We start from the raw sequence: 17,251 nt of genomic DNA on the forward strand, positions 1-17,251 counted from the left end.
TACAGGCTCTGCCATCAAGTGTCTTCACTATCGTTACTCCATCCGCGAAATCTTCATCAGGGCCGTTACGACTTTGCTGCGCTTATTACTGCCTTGCCTGAACTGGCAACTTATGTAAGGTTGACCCCGTCGGCAGAGGCTACCATCGATTTTACCGATAACCAGGCCGTGTTACTGCTTAACCAGGCTTTGCTGGCAAAATATTATCAGGTGAAGTACTGGCAATTACCGCCAGGCTATTTATGCCCGCCGATCCCGGGACGGGCAGATTACGTGCATTATCTGGCAGATTTACTGGCGCGCAGCTATAGCGATTTACCAAAGGGCAAGCGCATTAAATTACTTGATATTGGCACCGGAGCTAATGTGATTTACCCGGTTATTGCCAGCCAGAGCTATGGCTGGCAGGTATATGGCACCGATATTGATGCCGTGGCTGTTAAGGCAGCAGCACTTATTGTTGCGGCTAACCCGGCGCTTAAATCGCATATTAATATTGTGCAGCAGCACGACACAAAGGCAATTTTCAGTGGGGTAATAAAAAGCGGGCAACGGTTTAACCTGACAATGTGTAATCCGCCGTTTTTTGCATCCGAGGCAGAAGCTGAAGCGGCAAGTCGCAGAAAATGGACTAATCTTGGTAAAGCCGATCAGGGGCATCAACGTAACTTTGCCGGACAACAACATGAGCTGTGGTGCGAAGGCGGAGAGCTTAAATTTATCAGCCAGATGATCATTGAAAGCCAGCTGTTCAAACAGCAGGTGTGCTGGTTCAGTACTTTGGTGTCACAGCAAAAGCATGTGAGTATACTGAAAAAGTTGTTGCGCAGTGTCGGCGCTGTACAATCTGAGGTGATCGAAATGCGCCAGGGGCAAAAAGTCAGCCGTATTCTTGCCTGGAGCTTTCTGACACCACAGCAGCAAATACAGTGGCAGAGTGTGGTTTAACATAGTGCCCGTTAACAACCGGCCTGTTAATTTATACACTCTACCTTTTTACCTGCTGAAGCGGTATTGCCAAGTTTTTGCCAGATTTTTTCGTGGAAAAAGTAACCCACAGTGTTAACTGCAGGTTCTACCACCGCGATCAGGCCGCCCAGTACGAAGCTGCCAGTGATCAGGTAAGTTACGGCAAACGCAATGCTGAAATGCATAACAGCAAAAGTGATGGTCTTTGTCATGGTGGTATCCTCTGTAATCGCTATAAACTAAATGATAACGGTTCTTAATATTGTTTAAAGTGAATAAATTAGCTTAAGTTAATCGTTTTTATGAATGATGTCGTAACACGCTATCGGAGATGGGTATGGATTGGCGGCAGTGGTTAGAGGTAAAACAGTTTGAGTTTTTATTGCATTGGTTTATGCGGCGCCAGCGCGAACTAAAACTGGCAGAGCTGAACGAGCCTTTGGCCTATGATGGCTTTAGTATGTACGATCAATTATGCCAGCAGATGTTAAAAGAGGCTGAAGTCGCTTATATGGAGCGGTTTTCTGAGCCGGTAGTACCTATCGCATTAACCAATATATTGCATTTGGCGGAATTAGAGCTGGCGGGCAGGCCACCCAGGCGGCCTGCGCAAACAGTGCATTAAAACGGGGCAGTTAATGCTGAGGTGTTTCGATCCGTTTTAATGCATCAATCAACATGGGCAAATCAAGTTTATCGTTTAGTGGCAGCAATGTACCGGCTGACCAGACACCGTAACTACCATCGGCACGTAGTATGACCATCTTGTCTTTTTTAAAGCTGATAATCTCCTGACCACTGATATTGAGTTTGGGTAATGAGCGGGGTTTTAGCAGATTGTCACCCAGCCAACTCGCATGAGCGCTACAGCCAGCCTGTGCCAGCAGTGTTGGCAGCCAGTCCAGATGCTGGGTTACCTGATGCGGTTGTAACCGGCGTAACGCGGTCCAGTTTGACCAAACCTGAACCGGTGCCAGATTAAACTGATTGTGGCTGCCGGTGATCTTCATCAGCACAATATTGCTGTACTGCTGATACTTTTCCCAGCGCTGCTCAGGTGTGTCATCAAACACAATAGCAAACTGACCGGCAAGCCCGGCCTGCAGCCAGGGCAAGCTGGCAACTTCAGTATCTGCGCTGCGGCTGATGCTGATATTGGCTGGTGATAGTTGGGCCAGCCAGCCAGGTTCAGCCAGCAGTTGCTGCTCAGTTTGATTATCTATCATAAACTTGCCATAAAGTAAGTTTAGTAAAGCCTCATTAACAGCGCGCGGTGCAAAATGCTGCTCCAGTGGCCTTAAGCCTTTGCTGGCAAAAGTGTTTTTCAGCTGCTCGCTAAAATCGTGGCTAACCAGTAGCAGGGTTGACGCACCGGCCTGCTCAGCTTGGCACTCCAGTGCCTGATGAACAAACTGATTTGGTAAGCTGAGCTTATCCAGCTGCACCAGAGCGCGTTGGTTTAAGTCTACCAACTGATAACGGGCCAGAAAGGTTTTCGCGGTGGCCGGATAAGATAAAGGCAATACATTGTCTTGCTTGGTGACATCGTACTTCAGATTGGCATCAGCATATATATGCAGCAGGTGGCTTAACATAAAACTGCTGATAAAAAGTGCAAATAAAGGCGTTGCGATACCAGACTGTTTTAAGCGCTCTACTTTTTTCCAGCAGTAGTTGCTGAGGGTTAACTCAATGGCCAGCAGTAAAGAGCCAACAGCCAGTACAATCAACACGAAATTACGTAAGTTGGTGACTATTTGCTGGCGCAGTAACTCAGTGGCCTGATCAATTGAGGCACTGCCGATGTGATAACCAAGGCTGGCATAAACATAAGCATCAAAAATCAGCACTACCAACGCCGTGGTTGCCAGTATAGCGGCCAAGCCACGTACATGGCGCTGGTACGGAAATATCAGCGACACCGGGAAAATAGTCAGGATAAAAAACATAAAACACAAAAAAGCGGTGTGGCCAATCCAGTTTAACAGCAGATACAGCCAGCCCAAAACAGAGGCAGGCGAGGGTTCTGCTAACCAGTACGCTGAAGTAACGGCAAGCGCCAGCAGAATATTAAAAAAACTGAACCAATGGCCCCAGTTGAGCAGGCGGTTTACTTTTTTTACCAGTGACAGATTATTTTCCAGCACCATACGCGCTTAGTTCGCTTTGATATTTACGGCATCAGTTAATGCCTGATTAAAGTGGGCAACAACGGTTTTGCGCTGTGCTACCGGTACGCTGCTGTTAACAACATGGCTGATGGCATTGCCCAGACACATCAGGCTTAGTTCTGTGGTGGCTTTTTCGTTGTGCAGTACATCCAGTAACTGATTTACCAGTTTTTCAATCTGAGTGGTGGAATACTTTGATACAATTGGCATGAATTATCCGCAAGTCATGTGGTTTAAACAGTTAGAATAGTAACAGAATTCATTTTAAACAGGAAAAGTTATGTCAGTAGATGTGCAACAGTTGGCGATAAATTACCTTGAGCTGGATGAACAAACCCAGAGTAAAGCGCACTACCGGCCGTCTTTGGTTACGCCTACGGCGGCAGTGGCACATTTGGTAGAGCAGTTGCACCTGGCGTACAACGGCAAGCCCGCCAAAGGCTATGCTGCTTTTAGTGCTGATAAAGATCCGCAGGTTATGGCAGTATTGAATGACTGGCAAAAGCAAACCTCGGATTTTCTCGTTCTGGCTAATACTGCTACCGCAGCGCTGGAGCAGCAATTGCTGGCGCATCAGTTACCGGAAAGCGGTTATTTGCTGATTTGTCATTATCGCTATCTGGCCGGTGATTACCTGCTGTTTTGCCTGTTAGGTAGTAAAGACCACTTTTCTTTGAGTGAAGATCTGGAATTGGCGACTTCACGCCACCTGGATATTGCCAGAATGCAACTGGCCGCCCGTATTGATTTAACCGAGTATCGCAGTTCGCCGGAACAGGGAAAATATATTAGTTTTATCCGTGGTCGCGCCGGGCGTAAAGTGGCCGATTTCTTTCTTGATTTTTTAGGTTGTGAAGAAGGCACCGATGCGCGGGTAAACAGTAAGGTAGTACTGGCGTCAGTGGAGGAATACTTCAGTGCTGCCGAGTTTGACAGTAATGAAAAAACGGATGCCCGTAAACAAGTGTTCAGTTACTGTGAAGAGCGGGCTAAAGCCGGGCAGGATGTGGTATTAAGCGAGTTGTCGGCTGTTATTGATGAGCAGGAGCAACAGGGTTTTTTACGTTATTGCCAGGAGCAACAGCTTGAGGTGGCAGAGCAGTTTCCGGTAGAAGTAAAAGAGCTGAAAAAACTGATTAAATTCGCCGGGCAGGGCGCCGGGCTGTCGTTAAGTTTCGAGCAGAAACTGCTTGGCGACAGAGTGCAGTATGATCCACACAGCGATACGATTTTGATTAAAGGTACACCACCTAACCTGCGCGATCAGTTGCAACGTTTTATTCAGGGCTATTCGGCGTTTGATCGTGAGCAGGGTTCTGCTGAGTAGTTTTATGCGTTGTAGTAGCGTTATTTTTAGTGCCTTCTGGCGGCTTTGGTGCAGAGGGCATTTTTAATTTTGCTGCGTGCTTTATTAGCAGAAGATTACTGATCACCAGGCCAAAGGCCAGGGCTAATGCCCAAAACAGTAGCCAGTTCATGGTGTGGCCAGACAGATGTTCGCAACATAGCGGTTAAAAATATCATCGAGGTGGGTTAACACTAATTGCTGCTCTGCCAGAGGATGTTGCGTCAGGCACTGGCGCAATATTGCACTGTTAAAGCTGGTCAGATAAGCGCTGGCCAGTGGTTGGTAACTTATATGCCAGGGTTCTGCAGCAACCCCTCCCTGAAACTCGCGGTACGGCAGAAAAAAGCCAAAGTCGGCTGCATATGCACTTAACCACTGCTGTAGCCGGTAAAATGGGCCATCCGGGCCATATTCTGCTGGCTCAAGTTGCGGTTTGTACTCTGGAGGCCCTGCGCCGGCATCGTACACATCAATGTCTGTGCCCCAATGATGGCGGCTGGCACCGGGCAATGCCGAGTACAAGAGTACGGCATCGAGTTTAGCTTTTCCGGTTAAGCTGTGGATATCAATTACTTGCCCAGCCTGATCGTAAACAGGCCTTTGTCCCGCTAATTTGGCCTGCCAAATAGCTGCCTGGCGCTGATAGGAGCGAAAAGCAGAAACAATAGTTATTTCAATGCCATCTGTTTTGGCTGCGGTACATAATGCAGTAAAGGGTTGCGCGACATCTTTGTGCAGCATAAAACCGTCCGGGCGCATTAGCAGGTGCTGCTCGCTCAGGCCGGTCAGAATATCGTTGCTGCAATCAATCATAGGCTAAGTTCAAGCTGTTCCAGTATGGCTTCGTACATTTTGGCTAGTTGCTCCAGATCGGTTACTGACACACATTCATTAATTTTATGAATAGTGGCATTACAGGGACCAAGTTCAACCACCTGAGCACCGGTTGGGGCGATAAAGCGGCCATCTGAGGTACCTCCTGTAGTTTCCAACCGTGTTTCAAAGCCCTGAACCTGATAAATGGCTTTCACTGTTGCCGCCACCAGGCTGCCACTGTCAGTTAAAAATGGCAGGCCGTTTAATGTCCAATCCAAATCATAGTTCAAACCATGTTTGTCCAGCAGGGCAATAACACGTTGTTGTAGTTGTTCTGCGCTGCTTTGGGTACTGTAACGAAAGTTAAACATGACGTTTAATTCACCGGGGATCACATTTGATGCACCGGTACCGGCATGTATATTGGCAATTTGAAAGCTGGTAGCCGGGAAGTAAGCATTGCCGTTGTCCCATTGCTCTGCCGCCAGCTCAGCTAAAGCGGCAGCGGCTTTGTGTACCGGATTTTCTGCCAGCTGCGGGTAGGCAACATGGCCCTGAATACCTTTTACCGTAAGCTGCCCGGTTAATGAACCGCGCCGGCCATTTTTAACTACGTCACCGGCTTTCTGGCTGCTGGAGGGTTCACCAACAATGCACCAGCTAATCTTTTCGTTGCGGGCCTCCAGCGTTTCTATCACTCTTTTCGTGCCATTGATGAAGGGGCCTTCTTCATCACTGGTAATAAGATAAGCCAGATCGAATTTGGGAGTGGGGAAGCGCTGCAAAAAACGCTCTGTTGCTACCACCATTGCCGCCAGGCTACCTTTCATATCGGCCGCTCCGCGGCCGTACAGCGTATCACCGATAATGGTTGGCTCAAACGGTGGTGTGTGCCATTGTTCTACCGGCCCTGTAGGTACTACATCAGTGTGGCCGGCAAAACAAAATACCGGTTTGCCGTTACCGCGGCGTGCCCACATGTTTAACGTATCTTCAAAATGCATAACTTCAATATTAAAGCCTACTGCAGCCAGACGCGTAGCCATGAGTTGCTGGCAGCCGGCATCTTCCGGTGTGACAGAGGGGCGGGAAATTAAATCTTGTGTTAATGCCACTACGGCGCTTTGACTACTCATGTGTTTGGTCCAAAAATTTGTTGATAGTCGCCCGGTTTGAAGCCTAAATGGTATTTGCCGTTGTGTAGCAGTAATGGTCTTTTAATCATCGCTGGTTGCGCCAGCATTAGTGCCAGTGCTTTTTGCTCGGTCAGATCGGCTTTATCGCTTTGAGCTAACTGTCGGTATGTTGTGCCCCGGGTATTAAGCAGGTTTTGCCAGCCGCAGTGAGTGGCGAAGGTTTGCAACTGCGTAGCTGTTAAACCATCAACACGGTAGTCAATAAACTGATAGGGTATTTGCTGTTGCTCCAGCCAGCTACGAGCTTTTTTTATGGTGTCACAATTTTTTATGCCGTATAGCGTAGTCATATTTTATTTGTTCTTTAACTGAATAATTATGGCGGTATCCGTTGCCGCTGCAACATAGCGCTGCATACAGAATATCGCCTCGATAGCCGGGTGGGGTAATACCATCAATGCTGCATAGCAGCCCTGGCCAGCTTGCAGATAGTGCGGGTCCAGTCTCAATACCGGTTGACCTGCGCTAAGCAATTGCTCTGAACCTGCCAGATACTCAATGCCCTTGCCCAAACCGCTCATGACGCTGGAAGGAAAGTCCAGTTGCAAAGTCAGGCCGCTGCTGTGTTTAAACCGCAACCTGCGCCTGCCATTCAGGCTGCACTGATACAGGCGGTTAAACGGCGCTACAACGACGTTTTGCTGTAATTTAATACATAAAGCCTGTTGCACAATACCACTGTTATACAACAACTCCGGGTGTAAGCTTATTGGCAACAAAGTGCCGCAGGCCGGGCTTTTTACAGCAATACCTTCTATTTCGTTAAGTTGCGTTAGCCAGTTTAGCAACTGCGGCAGGTCCTGATACAGAGTATAACGCTTATCCTAATCCAAACCGGCATGATTACTCAACGAATTCCTGTCATTGCAGGCAAGTTAAACAAAATATCAGTTGTACCGTTTTTACTAAATATGACATTTTAACGAACTTAGTATTATTTTTTCATGAAATCATTATTTTCACTGGCAAATAACCTGACGGCAGCCGTGGTTTTGTTGTGCTATATGGGGTTGTGTTGTCCACAGATTTTGTGGATAACTTTGTGTGTAACGCTGTTTAACTTACCTAAGTTAGCGTAATTTAAAGACTAAATATTATGGCATATTTTTTGTTAGTTTGTGCTTAAGCTAAAGGTCGGGTTAATGCTGGTAAAAAGCGAGTTTCACTATGCAACCAAGGCTCAGTCTGGTTGAAATGTCAGTTTCCACTAATTGAAGTGCTGATTTTTGCAGAGGTAAAGTGTAATTTTTATTTCCTATAATATCATACACCTTCGACTGGCCGGGCGAAGTGGTATTAATGTCAGGAGTAAAGTGGCTGGTTTTATGCTATCGTTCAGACATAGTTTTCGGTAGGAGGTGGTAATGCAGTATCCGCTTTATACAACCCTGCGCGCCGGGCGCGAGTACAGTAAGTTGTGGCCCGCCAGGGCAGAGCTTAATAGCCTGTTTATTGAAAATAAGGTTATTTTACTGACATCAGTAACGGGTCGTTATCTGCCTGGTCTGGCGCTGCTGTGTGCGGCTGTGCAATACGGTTATCTGGGCAGCGCATTTTTACCGCAAATTCTGGCGATGATGTTGTTCTTAGTATCGTTGCCGTTGCAAGGTTGGTATTGGCTTGGAGTGCGTGCTGAAACAAAGCTACCTCCATCAATTGCATCCTGGTATCAGCAAATAAGGCAGCAAATGCAACAGCATGGAGTAGAGCTGGCCCCCGTGTCACAACCAGGGCGTTACAAAGACCTGGCGGTTTTACTGAAGAAAGCCTATCAGCAACTGGATAAAACTTTCGTCAGGCAATGGCTGTAGCCACTGCCTGCCAGTGTCCAATGTCCAGTGTAAGAGCTTAGCTAAATACAGACCATACCGGAGCATGATCTGATGGACGCTCTAAACCGCGCAGTTCATAGTCAATACTGCTCTCTACACAGCGCTTAGCCAGGGGGGCTGTAGCCAGAACAACATCAATACGCAAGCCGCGGTTGTCATCAAAACCCTTAGAACGATAATCAAACCAGCTGTACTGGGCGCCTGTTTCCGGATGCAGGGCGCGAAAAGTATCAATTAAGCCCCAGTCTTTAAGTTGCTGTAGCCAGGCCCGTTCTTCAGGTAAAAATGAGGTTTTGCCGTCGCGTAACCAGCGTTTGGCATTGGCTTCGCCTATGCCAATGTCCAGATCAATCGGCGATATATTAATATCACCAATAATGGCCAGTTGCTCATCCGGGCTATGGTACTCGGTTAGGTAACGTTGTAGATCGGCATAAAATTTGGCTTTTGCCGGAAATTTAACCGGATGATCGCGATTTTCTCCCTGAGGGAAGTAGCCATTCAGTACAGTCAGCGGAGTGCCGTCGGCCTGGGTAAAGCTGCCAATCAGCATCCGGCGCTGAGCATCAGCTTCGTCTGTAGGAAAGCCATACTGCATTTTTGTGGCGGGTTCTTTACTGAGAATAGCCACGCCGTAGTGCCCTTTCTGGCCAAAATGATAAACGTGATAACCCATCGCCTGAACATCCGCCAACGGAAACTCATCATCGTGAACTTTAATTTCCTGCAAGCCGATAATATCTGGTTGATGTTTATCGATAAGTGCTTGCAGTTGATGTAGTCTTGCTCGTATTCCATTGATATTAAATGAAATAATTTTCATGCTGTGGTAGGCCCTTAAATTGTTTAATACCGCGAAGTAATTGGATAATAACACTTTATCTGCTGCTGTGGCACAATGGTGGCGTGATTAAGCTAAGTCAGAACACCGGTATGGAGTAGAGATTGTCAGCGTTAAAGATAGAAACCGAGCAATTTAGCTACACCGTGCATTACAGCTCAAGAAGACGTAGTGTGGCGTTGCAGGTTAAGCAGGGGCAACTGACAGTACGGGCACCACTGGGTTATAACCTGGCAGACATAAAGGCGCTGGTACAACAAAAGCAGCAGTGGGTACTAAAACATCTGCAGCAAATGAAACTGCAAACCAGGCCACAATGGTTGGCAGGGCAGCAATTACCATTACTTGACAGTACCATCGCATTAACCCGGTTGCGCGGAACGAAATCAGTAGTACGGTACGATGAGCATAATATTACGGTTATTGTGTCATCCCGTGTGCAACCACAACGCTATCAAAAGGTGCTGTTAACCTTGTTACAGAAATGGTATCAGCAGCAAGCGCTTAGTTGGTTTACACAGCGTGTGTTTTACTGGCAAAACAAGATGAATGTGTGCTCCGGTAACATACTTATTGGCAATTGGCGCACAAAATGGGGTTATTGTAAAAGCACCACAGAGTTGGGATTTAACTGGCGTTTAATGATGGCTCCTGCCTGGATAACAGATTATGTGGTGGTGCATGAATTAGCACATCTGAAACACCCAAACCATTCACCACGTTTCTGGCAATTGGTCGGTGTGCATTATCCGCAAGCAGAACAGGCTAAAGCCTGGCTGAAACACAATCAGCATTTATTAGAGCTATAAAAAAAGCGCCGGTACAGGACCGGCGCAAACACTAGGACATCGAAACAGGAGAGAAAAGGTGTTACATAGTTACTACTGGTAAATAGGACCGGGCCTTTGGCAAAAGATTCAAAATTATTTTCAATTATTTTTCGTGGCAGCGTTTTGCATTTTTATGGGTATTTGGTTTAAGCTCCGCGGCATCAACAGTGTGGTGTTACTACAGCGAGCAGACAGCTAATATTGCTGTTTTGCGACGGGACTTTAATGATGACAAACCTGCTACGTCTGCAACAACTGGCAAAACTATTAGATATTACCCGTTTACAGGATGATGACACAGAGCAAAGTTTTGCCCTGTGGCTTGGAAGTGTTCCGGCTCTGACTCCTGCGGCTTACTGTGTTTATCCTCAATTTTTGGCAAGCTTACAACAATGGCCGCAACGTGCGCGGCAGGCTAACATTGCCACGGTGGTTAATTTCCCCGGCGCAGAGTTCGCTGCCGATATCGTATGTGAGCAAATTCAGCAAGCCAAAATGGCCGGAGCAACAGAAATTGATTGTGTCTTGCCCTATAAAGCCCTGCTGCGTGGCGAGCAGGGGTTAGTTAAAAGCTTTTTATACGATATACGCCAGGCTTGTGGTAATAACTGTTTAAAAGTGATTATCGAATCTGGTGAGTTGGTTACAGCGCAACAAATTACCAAAGCGACCGAACTGGTAATAGAAGGGGGCGCTGATTTTGTCAAAACATCAACCGGCAAAGTTGCCACCGGGGTTACTATTGAAGCGGCCCGTATTATCCTCACGGTAATTGCTGCGGCAAACCGCCCGGTTGGTTTTAAAGCTTCTGGCGGTGTACGTAATATTGCTCAGGCGCTTGAGTTGGTGCAGTTGTATGAGGATATTACCGGGCGAATTGCCACCAATGCCGGCATGCGTATTGGTGCCAGTGCGCTGGCTAATGACGTGGCGCAACAACTTCTGTCGCAGTAATCAGCGCCTGAATTCATCGCGTAGTTTATCAAATTGCTGCAGAAGCTCTTTATAACGTACGCGATGATGCTCGGGTAAAGGCATGTTGTCGACTACGCGGAATGTTTTTTTACAGCGCTCAAATAGCTCTCTTGATTTATTTCTTTGCTGACTGTTTAACAGCTGAATGGATGCCTGGATAAGATTTAAAGCACTACCGGTATTCATTGGTGCCACTTCCAGCGCAGCTTCAAACTGCCTGACAGCAGCGGTAAAATTACCTTCTTTGTAGCTTTTGATACCAGCTTTATTCAACTCACCAAACTGTAGCTGTTTTTGATCCACAAAATGTTGTTGATCGCCGAATAATGAACTTAGCACCGGGTTGGCCATCAGCTCTGCTGGTAGTAGCTTTTGTAGTGTGGCTGCTTGCTCATACTCGCCGATTTGATTTAGCAAAAAGATAGCATCCGGTAAAATCTGATGCTGATCATGTAGGTCTTCAGACACCGCTGCATAGGTTTTTTTTGCCTGATACTGAGCACCGTTTAATGATTCAAGTCTTGCCTGGCACAGAGCTTCAAATAAATCGAAGTTAATTTCTCTGGTCATCATTTCATCACGTTTAACTCGCTGCAGAGCAAGTGATACCTCTTGCAGGTAGCGATTGCGGTTTGCCGGTTCGTCAGCTCTTACTGCAGCCTCAATAACGGTGCGAATATAGTTAAGTAAATGAATAATGTCCTGCTTTATTGAGCGGCGGGTGATTTCATATAGCTGCTTACTGGCGAGAACCTGCTGAGGGGTATTATGCAGATCACGGGCTATCTCCATCACAAGGTATTGGCGCTGCATACTGTAAGGTGCTATTTCTGCTGCGGCCTGAATGCTGCTAAAGGCTTTATCTGTCTCGCCCATGGCGCGATAATTTTGTGCCTGAATATCATAAGCTTCAGCAAAATAACGATTATTCTCTATCGCCTCCTGACACAGTGCCATACTGTCTTCAAAACGGTTTTGCTGATAGCACACTTTCGCTTGCAGCAATAATGCCCAGCCACTGCGTCGTTGTGACAGCGTTTCCTGCAATATATGCTCAGCTTCGGCAAGCTGATTTAGCTTAATCAGATTTTCTACCAGCACACGTTTACAGAATTGCTGATAACGGCTTTCAGTGCCTATTTCCTGCTGACACAGTGTGACCACCTGTTCAGCTTGCTCGTCGAATAATGCCTGATACACCGCTGCCAGTTGGTTTTTTTTTCTTTTTATCCGTTGAATTCTGCTACGCAGTACGTTTTGTGAAAAGGGTTTGATCAGATAGTCGTCAGGTTCTAACTCTACTGCGCTCATCACCATAGGGACGGTATTTTCGCCGGTCACCAACATAAAAATACTCTGTGGCCCAAGCAGCTTTTTTTCCCGTAGATCTTCAAGTAGCTGTTTGCCGTTTTTGCCGACACCCAAATGGTAATCAACAAACAGGATGTCGTAATTTACATTGGCACACTTGGCCAATGCCTGCTCACCAGTGGGAGCAAAAGCAACATTGGTTGCTCCCATAGAGTACAGGATGCCTTTAAACATCAATTGAAAAGCCCGTTGATCGTCAACGATTAATATCCGCTGATTTTCAAGCGTCTTGTTATTCATCAACATCACTTCGCTTAAAACTAAATTCAGTTAAGTGTCGGAAATAACAAGGTGATTAGCAAGAGAATTAATACAGGAGTGTGCTGCAGTGTAAAGTTTTAGCTTAATAAAGCAGGAAATGGTGGAGGGGGAAGGATTCGAACCTTCGAAGGCAGTGCCGGCAGATTTACAGTCTGATCCCTTTGGCCACTCGGGAACCCCTCCACGAGTGGACGGCATATTATCAAACTGACTTTTGATGTAAAGGCATTTGCTAAACTTTTTTGTCTGACTGCCGATAAATGCAGCAAGAGTAAAACAAAACCGGTATAACTGCGCAAAATGTCGATGGTAATTAACGAATGGCAACTTGATGTAAAACTGAATCGCGCTCTGCAAAATGCCCAGCGCACAGATTTTGCTTTGTATCTTGCACTGTTGTCACCGGCGGTAGAAGAGTCTGCCCAGTTTTTTACCCCGGATGCTATTGAGCAAAGTGCACAACTTACGTTATATCAGCAACTTGGTGTTGCGTTGCCGCGTAGCCTGGCACAGACAGAAGCTGATACGATAACAATGCTCAAACATAGCGAGGCTTTGGGCAGTAGTGGCTTAGCTCAGCTAAAGCTGGCGACTTACCTTAACCCGCCGCCTTTAGCCCGGCATGATGATAAGCAGCGAATAGCTGATGATGTCTGGCAAAACTTAAGTTTGCATAGTCGCAGAAGGTTACAACATACCACGCCTGAAAAACCACAGGCTAATCCGGCAGATCTTTATGAAGTATTACAGCAACTACATGGTAGTGAGGCGGCCTGACTATTAAACAACGCAGCTAACTACCCGATATACGGTGCTGCACACAATGCTTAAATTTTTTAGCGCTACCACAAGGGCACAGTTCATTACGGCCAATTTTTACCGGTGCTTTATCATTTAATATACCGTCAATGTAGTACCAGGCTTTGTCGTATACAAAGCGGGAGCGTTCGGCAAATTCGTACAGTGTACTTTGCTGTATATAGCGCACACTGAAACTAACATAGCCCTCACTATCTGTTTGTTCTGAGGACAGAATGGTCAGTTTGATAAAGTGACTGTTATTGGCAAAAGCCGCCAATGATGTAGGAGAATTAGCTGCCTGTTTTGATGGATGATAAGTGCGATGCAAGTAACTGATATTACGCTGGCAATAAGCACTGTAACGTGAGCGCATTAACTGTTCGCAATGTTCTGCATGTGCCTGCCCGGATATCAATGGCAGGCAACACAAACTGATTTTTTTAGCTGAGCCACAGTAACATTGCATGTTAATCCGCTTTACCTGTTCGTTAAAAAAGCCTGATCTTAGCATCTTTGCCGTGCGAATTTAAAATGCATTAGTGGGTAATGTAGTCCTGTTGCAGCTGTTCGCATTGATAAAACCAGGTGTTATGCGTTACCGCCAGTTTACGGCAGATGTTGAGCTGCTGCGGGTCCAGCATCCGGGCAAAGTTGATAACGACTTTGCAGCTTGCAGATACTAATGCCTGCTGAATAGTTGCATTGAGATCCCTGATTTGCTTCTGATGTACAATCAAAACATTATGAAAAGATATTTGGTGCTGCTCAGCCCAGGCTTTATGTGGTATATGCGATGGTGCTATTAACAGAATCCATCCTTGCTGATGCTGATGTTGTTGAATCAGCTGCAGTAAGGAGTGATGTGAGGCGTTAGCTGTAGCGGCTTCACTATCAGTTACAGAATGTATCTTCAACAGACGGCTATCGGAGTAAGCTGTTGCTGCATTAGCATAAAGTTGTTGATTAACCGGACGGTTATACATATTTACCTCTACATGTTTATTTATACAGTGTATACATATACAGTATTTGCTTGTTGTGTAAAAAGCAAGCGTTTTAGCCGTTTTTTTACTGTCATAAAACCTAAGTAGTGTCATGCAGTTGTCATACTGAGGTATTAATCTTTTGCCGCAGTTGCTTACATCGGTTGTAGTTATGACGGTTAACCCGAATTATTGTACTGAGTTGTCGCACCTTATCCGGCAGCGCGCACTGACTCCGCTTTTTCAACCTATTTTTAATCTGTCATCTACAGAAATACTGGGTTATGAAGCATTGATCCGGGGGCCGTCTGACAGCCCGCTACATTCTCCTTTACTATTATTTAAAGCGGCACTGATGTGTGGAATGCTGGAACCGCTTGAGATGCTGTGCCGACAGATAAGTATTGAGGCTTTTGCCAGAGCCAAGATGCCTGGCTTGCTGTTTCTGAACGTCAACCCGTTATTATTACTTACATCAGATCATCCCTCCGGGCTGACAAACAGGCTGTTGCAGCAAGCGGAACTTGATCCGTCCCGGGTTGTTATTGAAATTTCAGAGCAATATCAGGTTGAAGATCCAAGCGTACTAGTCAAGGCTGTAAACCATTACCGTGAGCTTGGGTTCTCTATCGCAATTGACGATTTAGGCAGCGGTTTTTCCGGCTTGAAGCTGTGGTCTGAGTTAAAACCAGATATTGTTAAAATTGACCGTTATTTTATCAGCCAACTTCACACCGACCCGACCAAAAGAGCTTTTGTGCAAAATATAGTGGCACTGGCAAATGCAACCGGCTCAAAAATTGTCGCAGAAGGCATTGAAACCCAGGAAGAGCTATTACTGTGTCAGGAACTCGGCGCTGATTATGGTCAGGGCTTTTTGCTGGGGCGGCCAGCTGCCAAAATAGAGTCCTCACCGCCAGGTCGGTATTTATTGGTTAAACAAAAGCAGCCTTATACGGCAGCGGCTGAAAAAGTATCTGCGATTGTGCAGTTTTTACCTGCCATTGAAAGTGGGGTATTGGCGGGAGGGGTCATGCAATTATTCAGCGACAATCCTGACTGGGCAGGCCTTGCTATTGTTGAATCTGGTATTCCGGTTGGCATGATAAACCGGGCACAACTGCTGGCAATGTTTGCAATGCCGTATGGCCGGGCGCTGTATGAAAAAAAACCAATAAAGCGTCTTATGACAATAAGCCCGGTAGTAGTAGATGAACACACTAGTCTGGATGAGGTTAGTGAGTTAGTCACCAGTAATGAAGATGGCGATAATAACTGGTTCTTTATTGTGACATCAGCACAGCGTTATATCGGTATTGGTTCAGTGCGGTTGTTACTGAAAAAAATTACAGAGCGAAAATTACAACATGCCCGTTATGCCAACCCACTAACATTACTGCCGGGGAATGTACCGATTTATCAGGAAGTCGACCGCTTACTAAGCCAGCAGATGAACTTTACTCTGGCTTATGCAGATTTAAATCACTTTAAGCCATATAACGATATATATGGTTACAGCAGAGGAGATTTGGTATTACAACTGCTGGGTGAGATCATTAGTCAGGTTGTTGCCGATTCTGGTAATTTTGTCGGCCACGTTGGCGGTGATGACTTTATTATCATCTTTACCAGTGATAATTGGCAAACTGCCTGTCAGCAGATAGTACAGGATTTTAATCAGCGTATTGTGCATTATTATGATGCAGCACATGTCGCAGCAGGCGGGCTTAGTGCAGTTAGCCGTTCTGGCGACATGTGCTTTTATCCTTTGCTGGCCTTATCTATAGGAGTAGTATTACCCGATCCTGCATTGTGTTCGTGCCATCATGATGTGGCTGCGATAGCGGCGTCGGCAAAAGCAGAAGCGAAAAAGTTGCCGGCAGGAGGCGTATTTGTTTCGCGTCGCAGAGGCCCTGCTACAGCTATTCCGGTACTGGCTGGACCATTGCCCCGCTAAATTTGAGTAGAATAGCCTGCTTATATTGTAAGAGAGTCAGCAATCGATGTTGTTAGAAAAGTATGTTAACCAGAGTAGCGCAGGTTTTAGTTTTAGCCGTAAACAGGCCAGTGAGTTTGCCAAACAAGTAGCAACGGACTTTAATCCCATTCATGATGAAGAAGCGAAACGGTTTTGCGTACCAGGCGATTTATTGTTTTCGTACCTGCTAACCCGGTACGGTATTACAGAACAACTTAGCTGCCAGTTCTCTGGCATGGTGGGTGCTGACGTGCTGTTACAATGTAAAGAGCAGGATAACCTGATAACGATTTGCGATAATCAGGATAAAACCTATTTGTCTTTGCAGCATAACGGTGCTTGTCAGCATGACTTAGCTGTTATTGAGCCATTGATCCGCGACTACGTAAAATTCTCTGGTCAGAACTTCCCGCATATCCTGTTACCGTTGATGCAACAGCATCAGGTGATGATTAATCCGCAGCGTCCGCTGGTGATATACGAAAGTATGGCACTAAGCTTTGCCCGTTTGCCCAGACAAAAAGTGGATTTATGCCTTACCGCATCTTCGCTGTCAGTAGATGGTAAACGTGGTAATGCTCTTCTGGAGTTCTCGTTAAGCGAGCAGGGTGAACTGATAGGTAAAGGTGAAAAGCGAATGATCCTGAGTAACCTTATGCCTTACGATGACGCACAAATGCAGCAAATGGTTGCTGAGTACAATAGTCGTAAAGTTGCGGCTTAATATAGAAAAGGGAAATGCGTGTTTTGGCTAATTAATCAGCAGTCACGCTTTTTCTGTTAATAACCGCTTGCAGGTATTCCAAAAGGCCCTATAATGCGCGCCATGCCACGGGGTAGCGCTGATGCGGTGCTTCGGGTGAGTTAAAACGGGCCGCA

Annotated in this window: 21 protein-coding genes and 1 tRNA gene; 9 read left to right on the forward strand and 13 right to left on the reverse strand. The window is 46.3% G+C overall.

Annotation, left to right across the window (positions count from 1 at the left end; translation table 11 throughout):
- Positions 1-18 precede the first annotated feature (18 nt).
- The gene (gene rlmF / locus J3B89_RS16025) at positions 19-948 is read left to right on the forward strand and encodes a 23S rRNA (adenine(1618)-N(6))-methyltransferase RlmF (RefSeq protein WP_215398606.1); all 930 of its coding nucleotides are present in this window, start codon (positions 19-21) and stop codon (positions 946-948) included.
- A 26-nt stretch (positions 949-974) separates the two neighbouring features.
- On the opposite strand, the gene J3B89_RS16030 is transcribed toward rlmF, so the two are convergent.
- Positions 975-1,181, reverse strand: a complete 207-nt coding sequence (locus J3B89_RS16030; protein ID WP_215398607.1) for a DUF2061 domain-containing protein — start codon at positions 1,179-1,181, stop codon at positions 975-977.
- Positions 1,182-1,306: 125 nt separating this feature from the next.
- Between J3B89_RS16030 and J3B89_RS16035 the strand changes: the two genes are divergently transcribed.
- A complete protein-coding gene (locus J3B89_RS16035) occupies positions 1,307-1,594 on the forward strand; it encodes a hypothetical protein (protein ID WP_215398608.1) in 288 nt (95 codons plus the stop codon).
- Between the two features lie 10 nt (positions 1,595-1,604).
- Here the strand turns inward: J3B89_RS16035 and J3B89_RS16040 are convergent, their stop codons facing one another.
- Positions 1,605-3,119, reverse strand: a complete 1,515-nt coding sequence (locus tag J3B89_RS16040; protein ID WP_215398609.1) for a DUF3413 domain-containing protein — start codon at positions 3,117-3,119, stop codon at positions 1,605-1,607.
- 6 nt (positions 3,120-3,125) lie between these two features.
- Entirely contained in the window at positions 3,126-3,350 is a 225-nt protein-coding gene (locus tag J3B89_RS16045; RefSeq protein WP_215398610.1) for a YejL family protein, read from the reverse strand.
- A gap of 70 nt (positions 3,351-3,420) precedes the next feature.
- On the opposite strand from J3B89_RS16045, the gene yejK reads away from it, so the two are divergent.
- Positions 3,421-4,467: a nucleoid-associated protein YejK gene (yejK, locus tag J3B89_RS16050; protein WP_215398611.1), complete on the forward strand. Its 1,047-nt coding sequence runs from the start codon at positions 3,421-3,423 to the stop codon at positions 4,465-4,467.
- Here yejK and J3B89_RS21530 read toward each other — a convergent pair.
- From J3B89_RS21530 to J3B89_RS16075, 5 genes are read right to left on the reverse strand one after another with little or no spacing between them, the layout of a single operon-like run.
- Positions 4,418-4,618 carry a DUF2897 family protein gene (locus J3B89_RS21530; protein ID WP_215398612.1) on the reverse strand — a complete coding sequence of 67 codons (201 nt, stop codon included), beginning with the start codon at positions 4,616-4,618 and terminating at the stop codon, positions 4,418-4,420. The genes yejK and J3B89_RS21530 overlap by 50 nt on opposite strands.
- Entirely contained in the window at positions 4,615-5,301 is a 687-nt protein-coding gene (locus tag J3B89_RS16060; RefSeq protein WP_215398613.1) for a M15 family metallopeptidase, read from the reverse strand. Before J3B89_RS16060 ends, J3B89_RS21530 begins: the two co-directional genes overlap by 4 nt.
- On the reverse strand, positions 5,298-6,440 hold the full coding sequence (dapE, locus tag J3B89_RS16065) for a succinyl-diaminopimelate desuccinylase (protein WP_215398614.1): 1,143 nt from the start codon (positions 6,438-6,440) through the stop codon (positions 5,298-5,300). The genes J3B89_RS16060 and dapE overlap by 4 nt, the downstream gene beginning before the upstream one ends.
- Positions 6,437-6,790, reverse strand: a complete 354-nt coding sequence (locus J3B89_RS16070; protein WP_215398615.1) for an ArsC family reductase — start codon at positions 6,788-6,790, stop codon at positions 6,437-6,439. The genes dapE and J3B89_RS16070 overlap by 4 nt, the downstream gene beginning before the upstream one ends.
- Positions 6,791-6,793: 3 nt before the next feature.
- Positions 6,794-7,288, reverse strand: coding sequence for a hypothetical protein (locus tag J3B89_RS16075; protein WP_215398616.1), 495 nt, complete (start codon positions 7,286-7,288; stop codon positions 6,794-6,796).
- A gap of 576 nt (positions 7,289-7,864) precedes the next feature.
- Here J3B89_RS16075 and yfbV point away from each other — a divergent pair.
- Positions 7,865-8,311: a terminus macrodomain insulation protein YfbV gene (gene yfbV, locus J3B89_RS16080; RefSeq protein WP_215398617.1), complete on the forward strand. Its 447-nt coding sequence runs from the start codon at positions 7,865-7,867 to the stop codon at positions 8,309-8,311.
- A gap of 37 nt (positions 8,312-8,348) precedes the next feature.
- On the opposite strand, the gene xthA is transcribed toward yfbV, so the two are convergent.
- A complete protein-coding gene (gene xthA, locus J3B89_RS16085) occupies positions 8,349-9,155 on the reverse strand; it encodes an exodeoxyribonuclease III (RefSeq protein WP_215398618.1) in 807 nt (268 codons plus the stop codon).
- A gap of 122 nt (positions 9,156-9,277) precedes the next feature.
- On the opposite strand from xthA, the gene J3B89_RS16090 reads away from it, so the two are divergent.
- Together J3B89_RS16090 and deoC are read left to right on the forward strand one after the other, a co-directional pair.
- Entirely contained in the window at positions 9,278-9,982 is a 705-nt protein-coding gene (locus J3B89_RS16090; RefSeq protein WP_215398619.1) for a M48 family metallopeptidase, read from the forward strand.
- 246 nt (positions 9,983-10,228) lie between these two features.
- Entirely contained in the window at positions 10,229-10,957 is a 729-nt protein-coding gene (deoC, locus tag J3B89_RS16095; protein WP_251372485.1) for a deoxyribose-phosphate aldolase, read from the forward strand.
- On the opposite strand, the gene J3B89_RS16100 is transcribed toward deoC, so the two are convergent.
- Positions 10,958-12,589 carry a tetratricopeptide repeat-containing response regulator gene (locus tag J3B89_RS16100; RefSeq protein ID WP_215398620.1) on the reverse strand — a complete coding sequence of 544 codons (1,632 nt, stop codon included), beginning with the start codon at positions 12,587-12,589 and terminating at the stop codon, positions 10,958-10,960.
- A 119-nt stretch (positions 12,590-12,708) separates the two neighbouring features.
- A tRNA-Tyr gene (locus tag J3B89_RS16105) sits at positions 12,709-12,793 on the reverse strand.
- Between the two features lie 117 nt (positions 12,794-12,910).
- On the opposite strand from J3B89_RS16105, the gene J3B89_RS16110 reads away from it, so the two are divergent.
- Complete coding sequence (locus J3B89_RS16110) at positions 12,911-13,387, forward strand: VC2046/SO_2500 family protein (protein WP_215398621.1); 477 nt, start codon at positions 12,911-12,913, stop codon at positions 13,385-13,387.
- Positions 13,388-13,403: 16 nt separating this feature from the next.
- Here the strand turns inward: J3B89_RS16110 and J3B89_RS16115 are convergent, their stop codons facing one another.
- Complete coding sequence (locus tag J3B89_RS16115; protein ID WP_215398622.1) at positions 13,404-13,877, reverse strand: YchJ family protein; 474 nt, start codon at positions 13,875-13,877, stop codon at positions 13,404-13,406.
- 70 nt (positions 13,878-13,947) lie between these two features.
- Positions 13,948-14,394: a SulA-like leucine-rich domain-containing protein gene (locus J3B89_RS16120; RefSeq protein WP_215398623.1), complete on the reverse strand. Its 447-nt coding sequence runs from the start codon at positions 14,392-14,394 to the stop codon at positions 13,948-13,950.
- Positions 14,395-14,566: 172 nt separating this feature from the next.
- Here J3B89_RS16120 and J3B89_RS16125 point away from each other — a divergent pair, with 172 nt between their 5' ends.
- Both J3B89_RS16125 and J3B89_RS16130 read left to right on the forward strand, forming a co-directional pair.
- Positions 14,567-16,351 carry a bifunctional diguanylate cyclase/phosphodiesterase gene (locus J3B89_RS16125; RefSeq protein ID WP_215398624.1) on the forward strand — a complete coding sequence of 595 codons (1,785 nt, stop codon included), beginning with the start codon at positions 14,567-14,569 and terminating at the stop codon, positions 16,349-16,351.
- A gap of 46 nt (positions 16,352-16,397) precedes the next feature.
- Positions 16,398-17,096 carry a DUF3581 family protein gene (locus J3B89_RS16130; RefSeq protein ID WP_215398625.1) on the forward strand — a complete coding sequence of 233 codons (699 nt, stop codon included), beginning with the start codon at positions 16,398-16,400 and terminating at the stop codon, positions 17,094-17,096.
- The last annotated feature ends 155 nt before the right edge of the window (positions 17,097-17,251 follow it).

This window comes from Rheinheimera oceanensis, assembly GCF_018831085.1.
GTDB lineage: Bacteria > Pseudomonadota > Gammaproteobacteria > Enterobacterales > Alteromonadaceae > Alishewanella > Alishewanella oceanensis.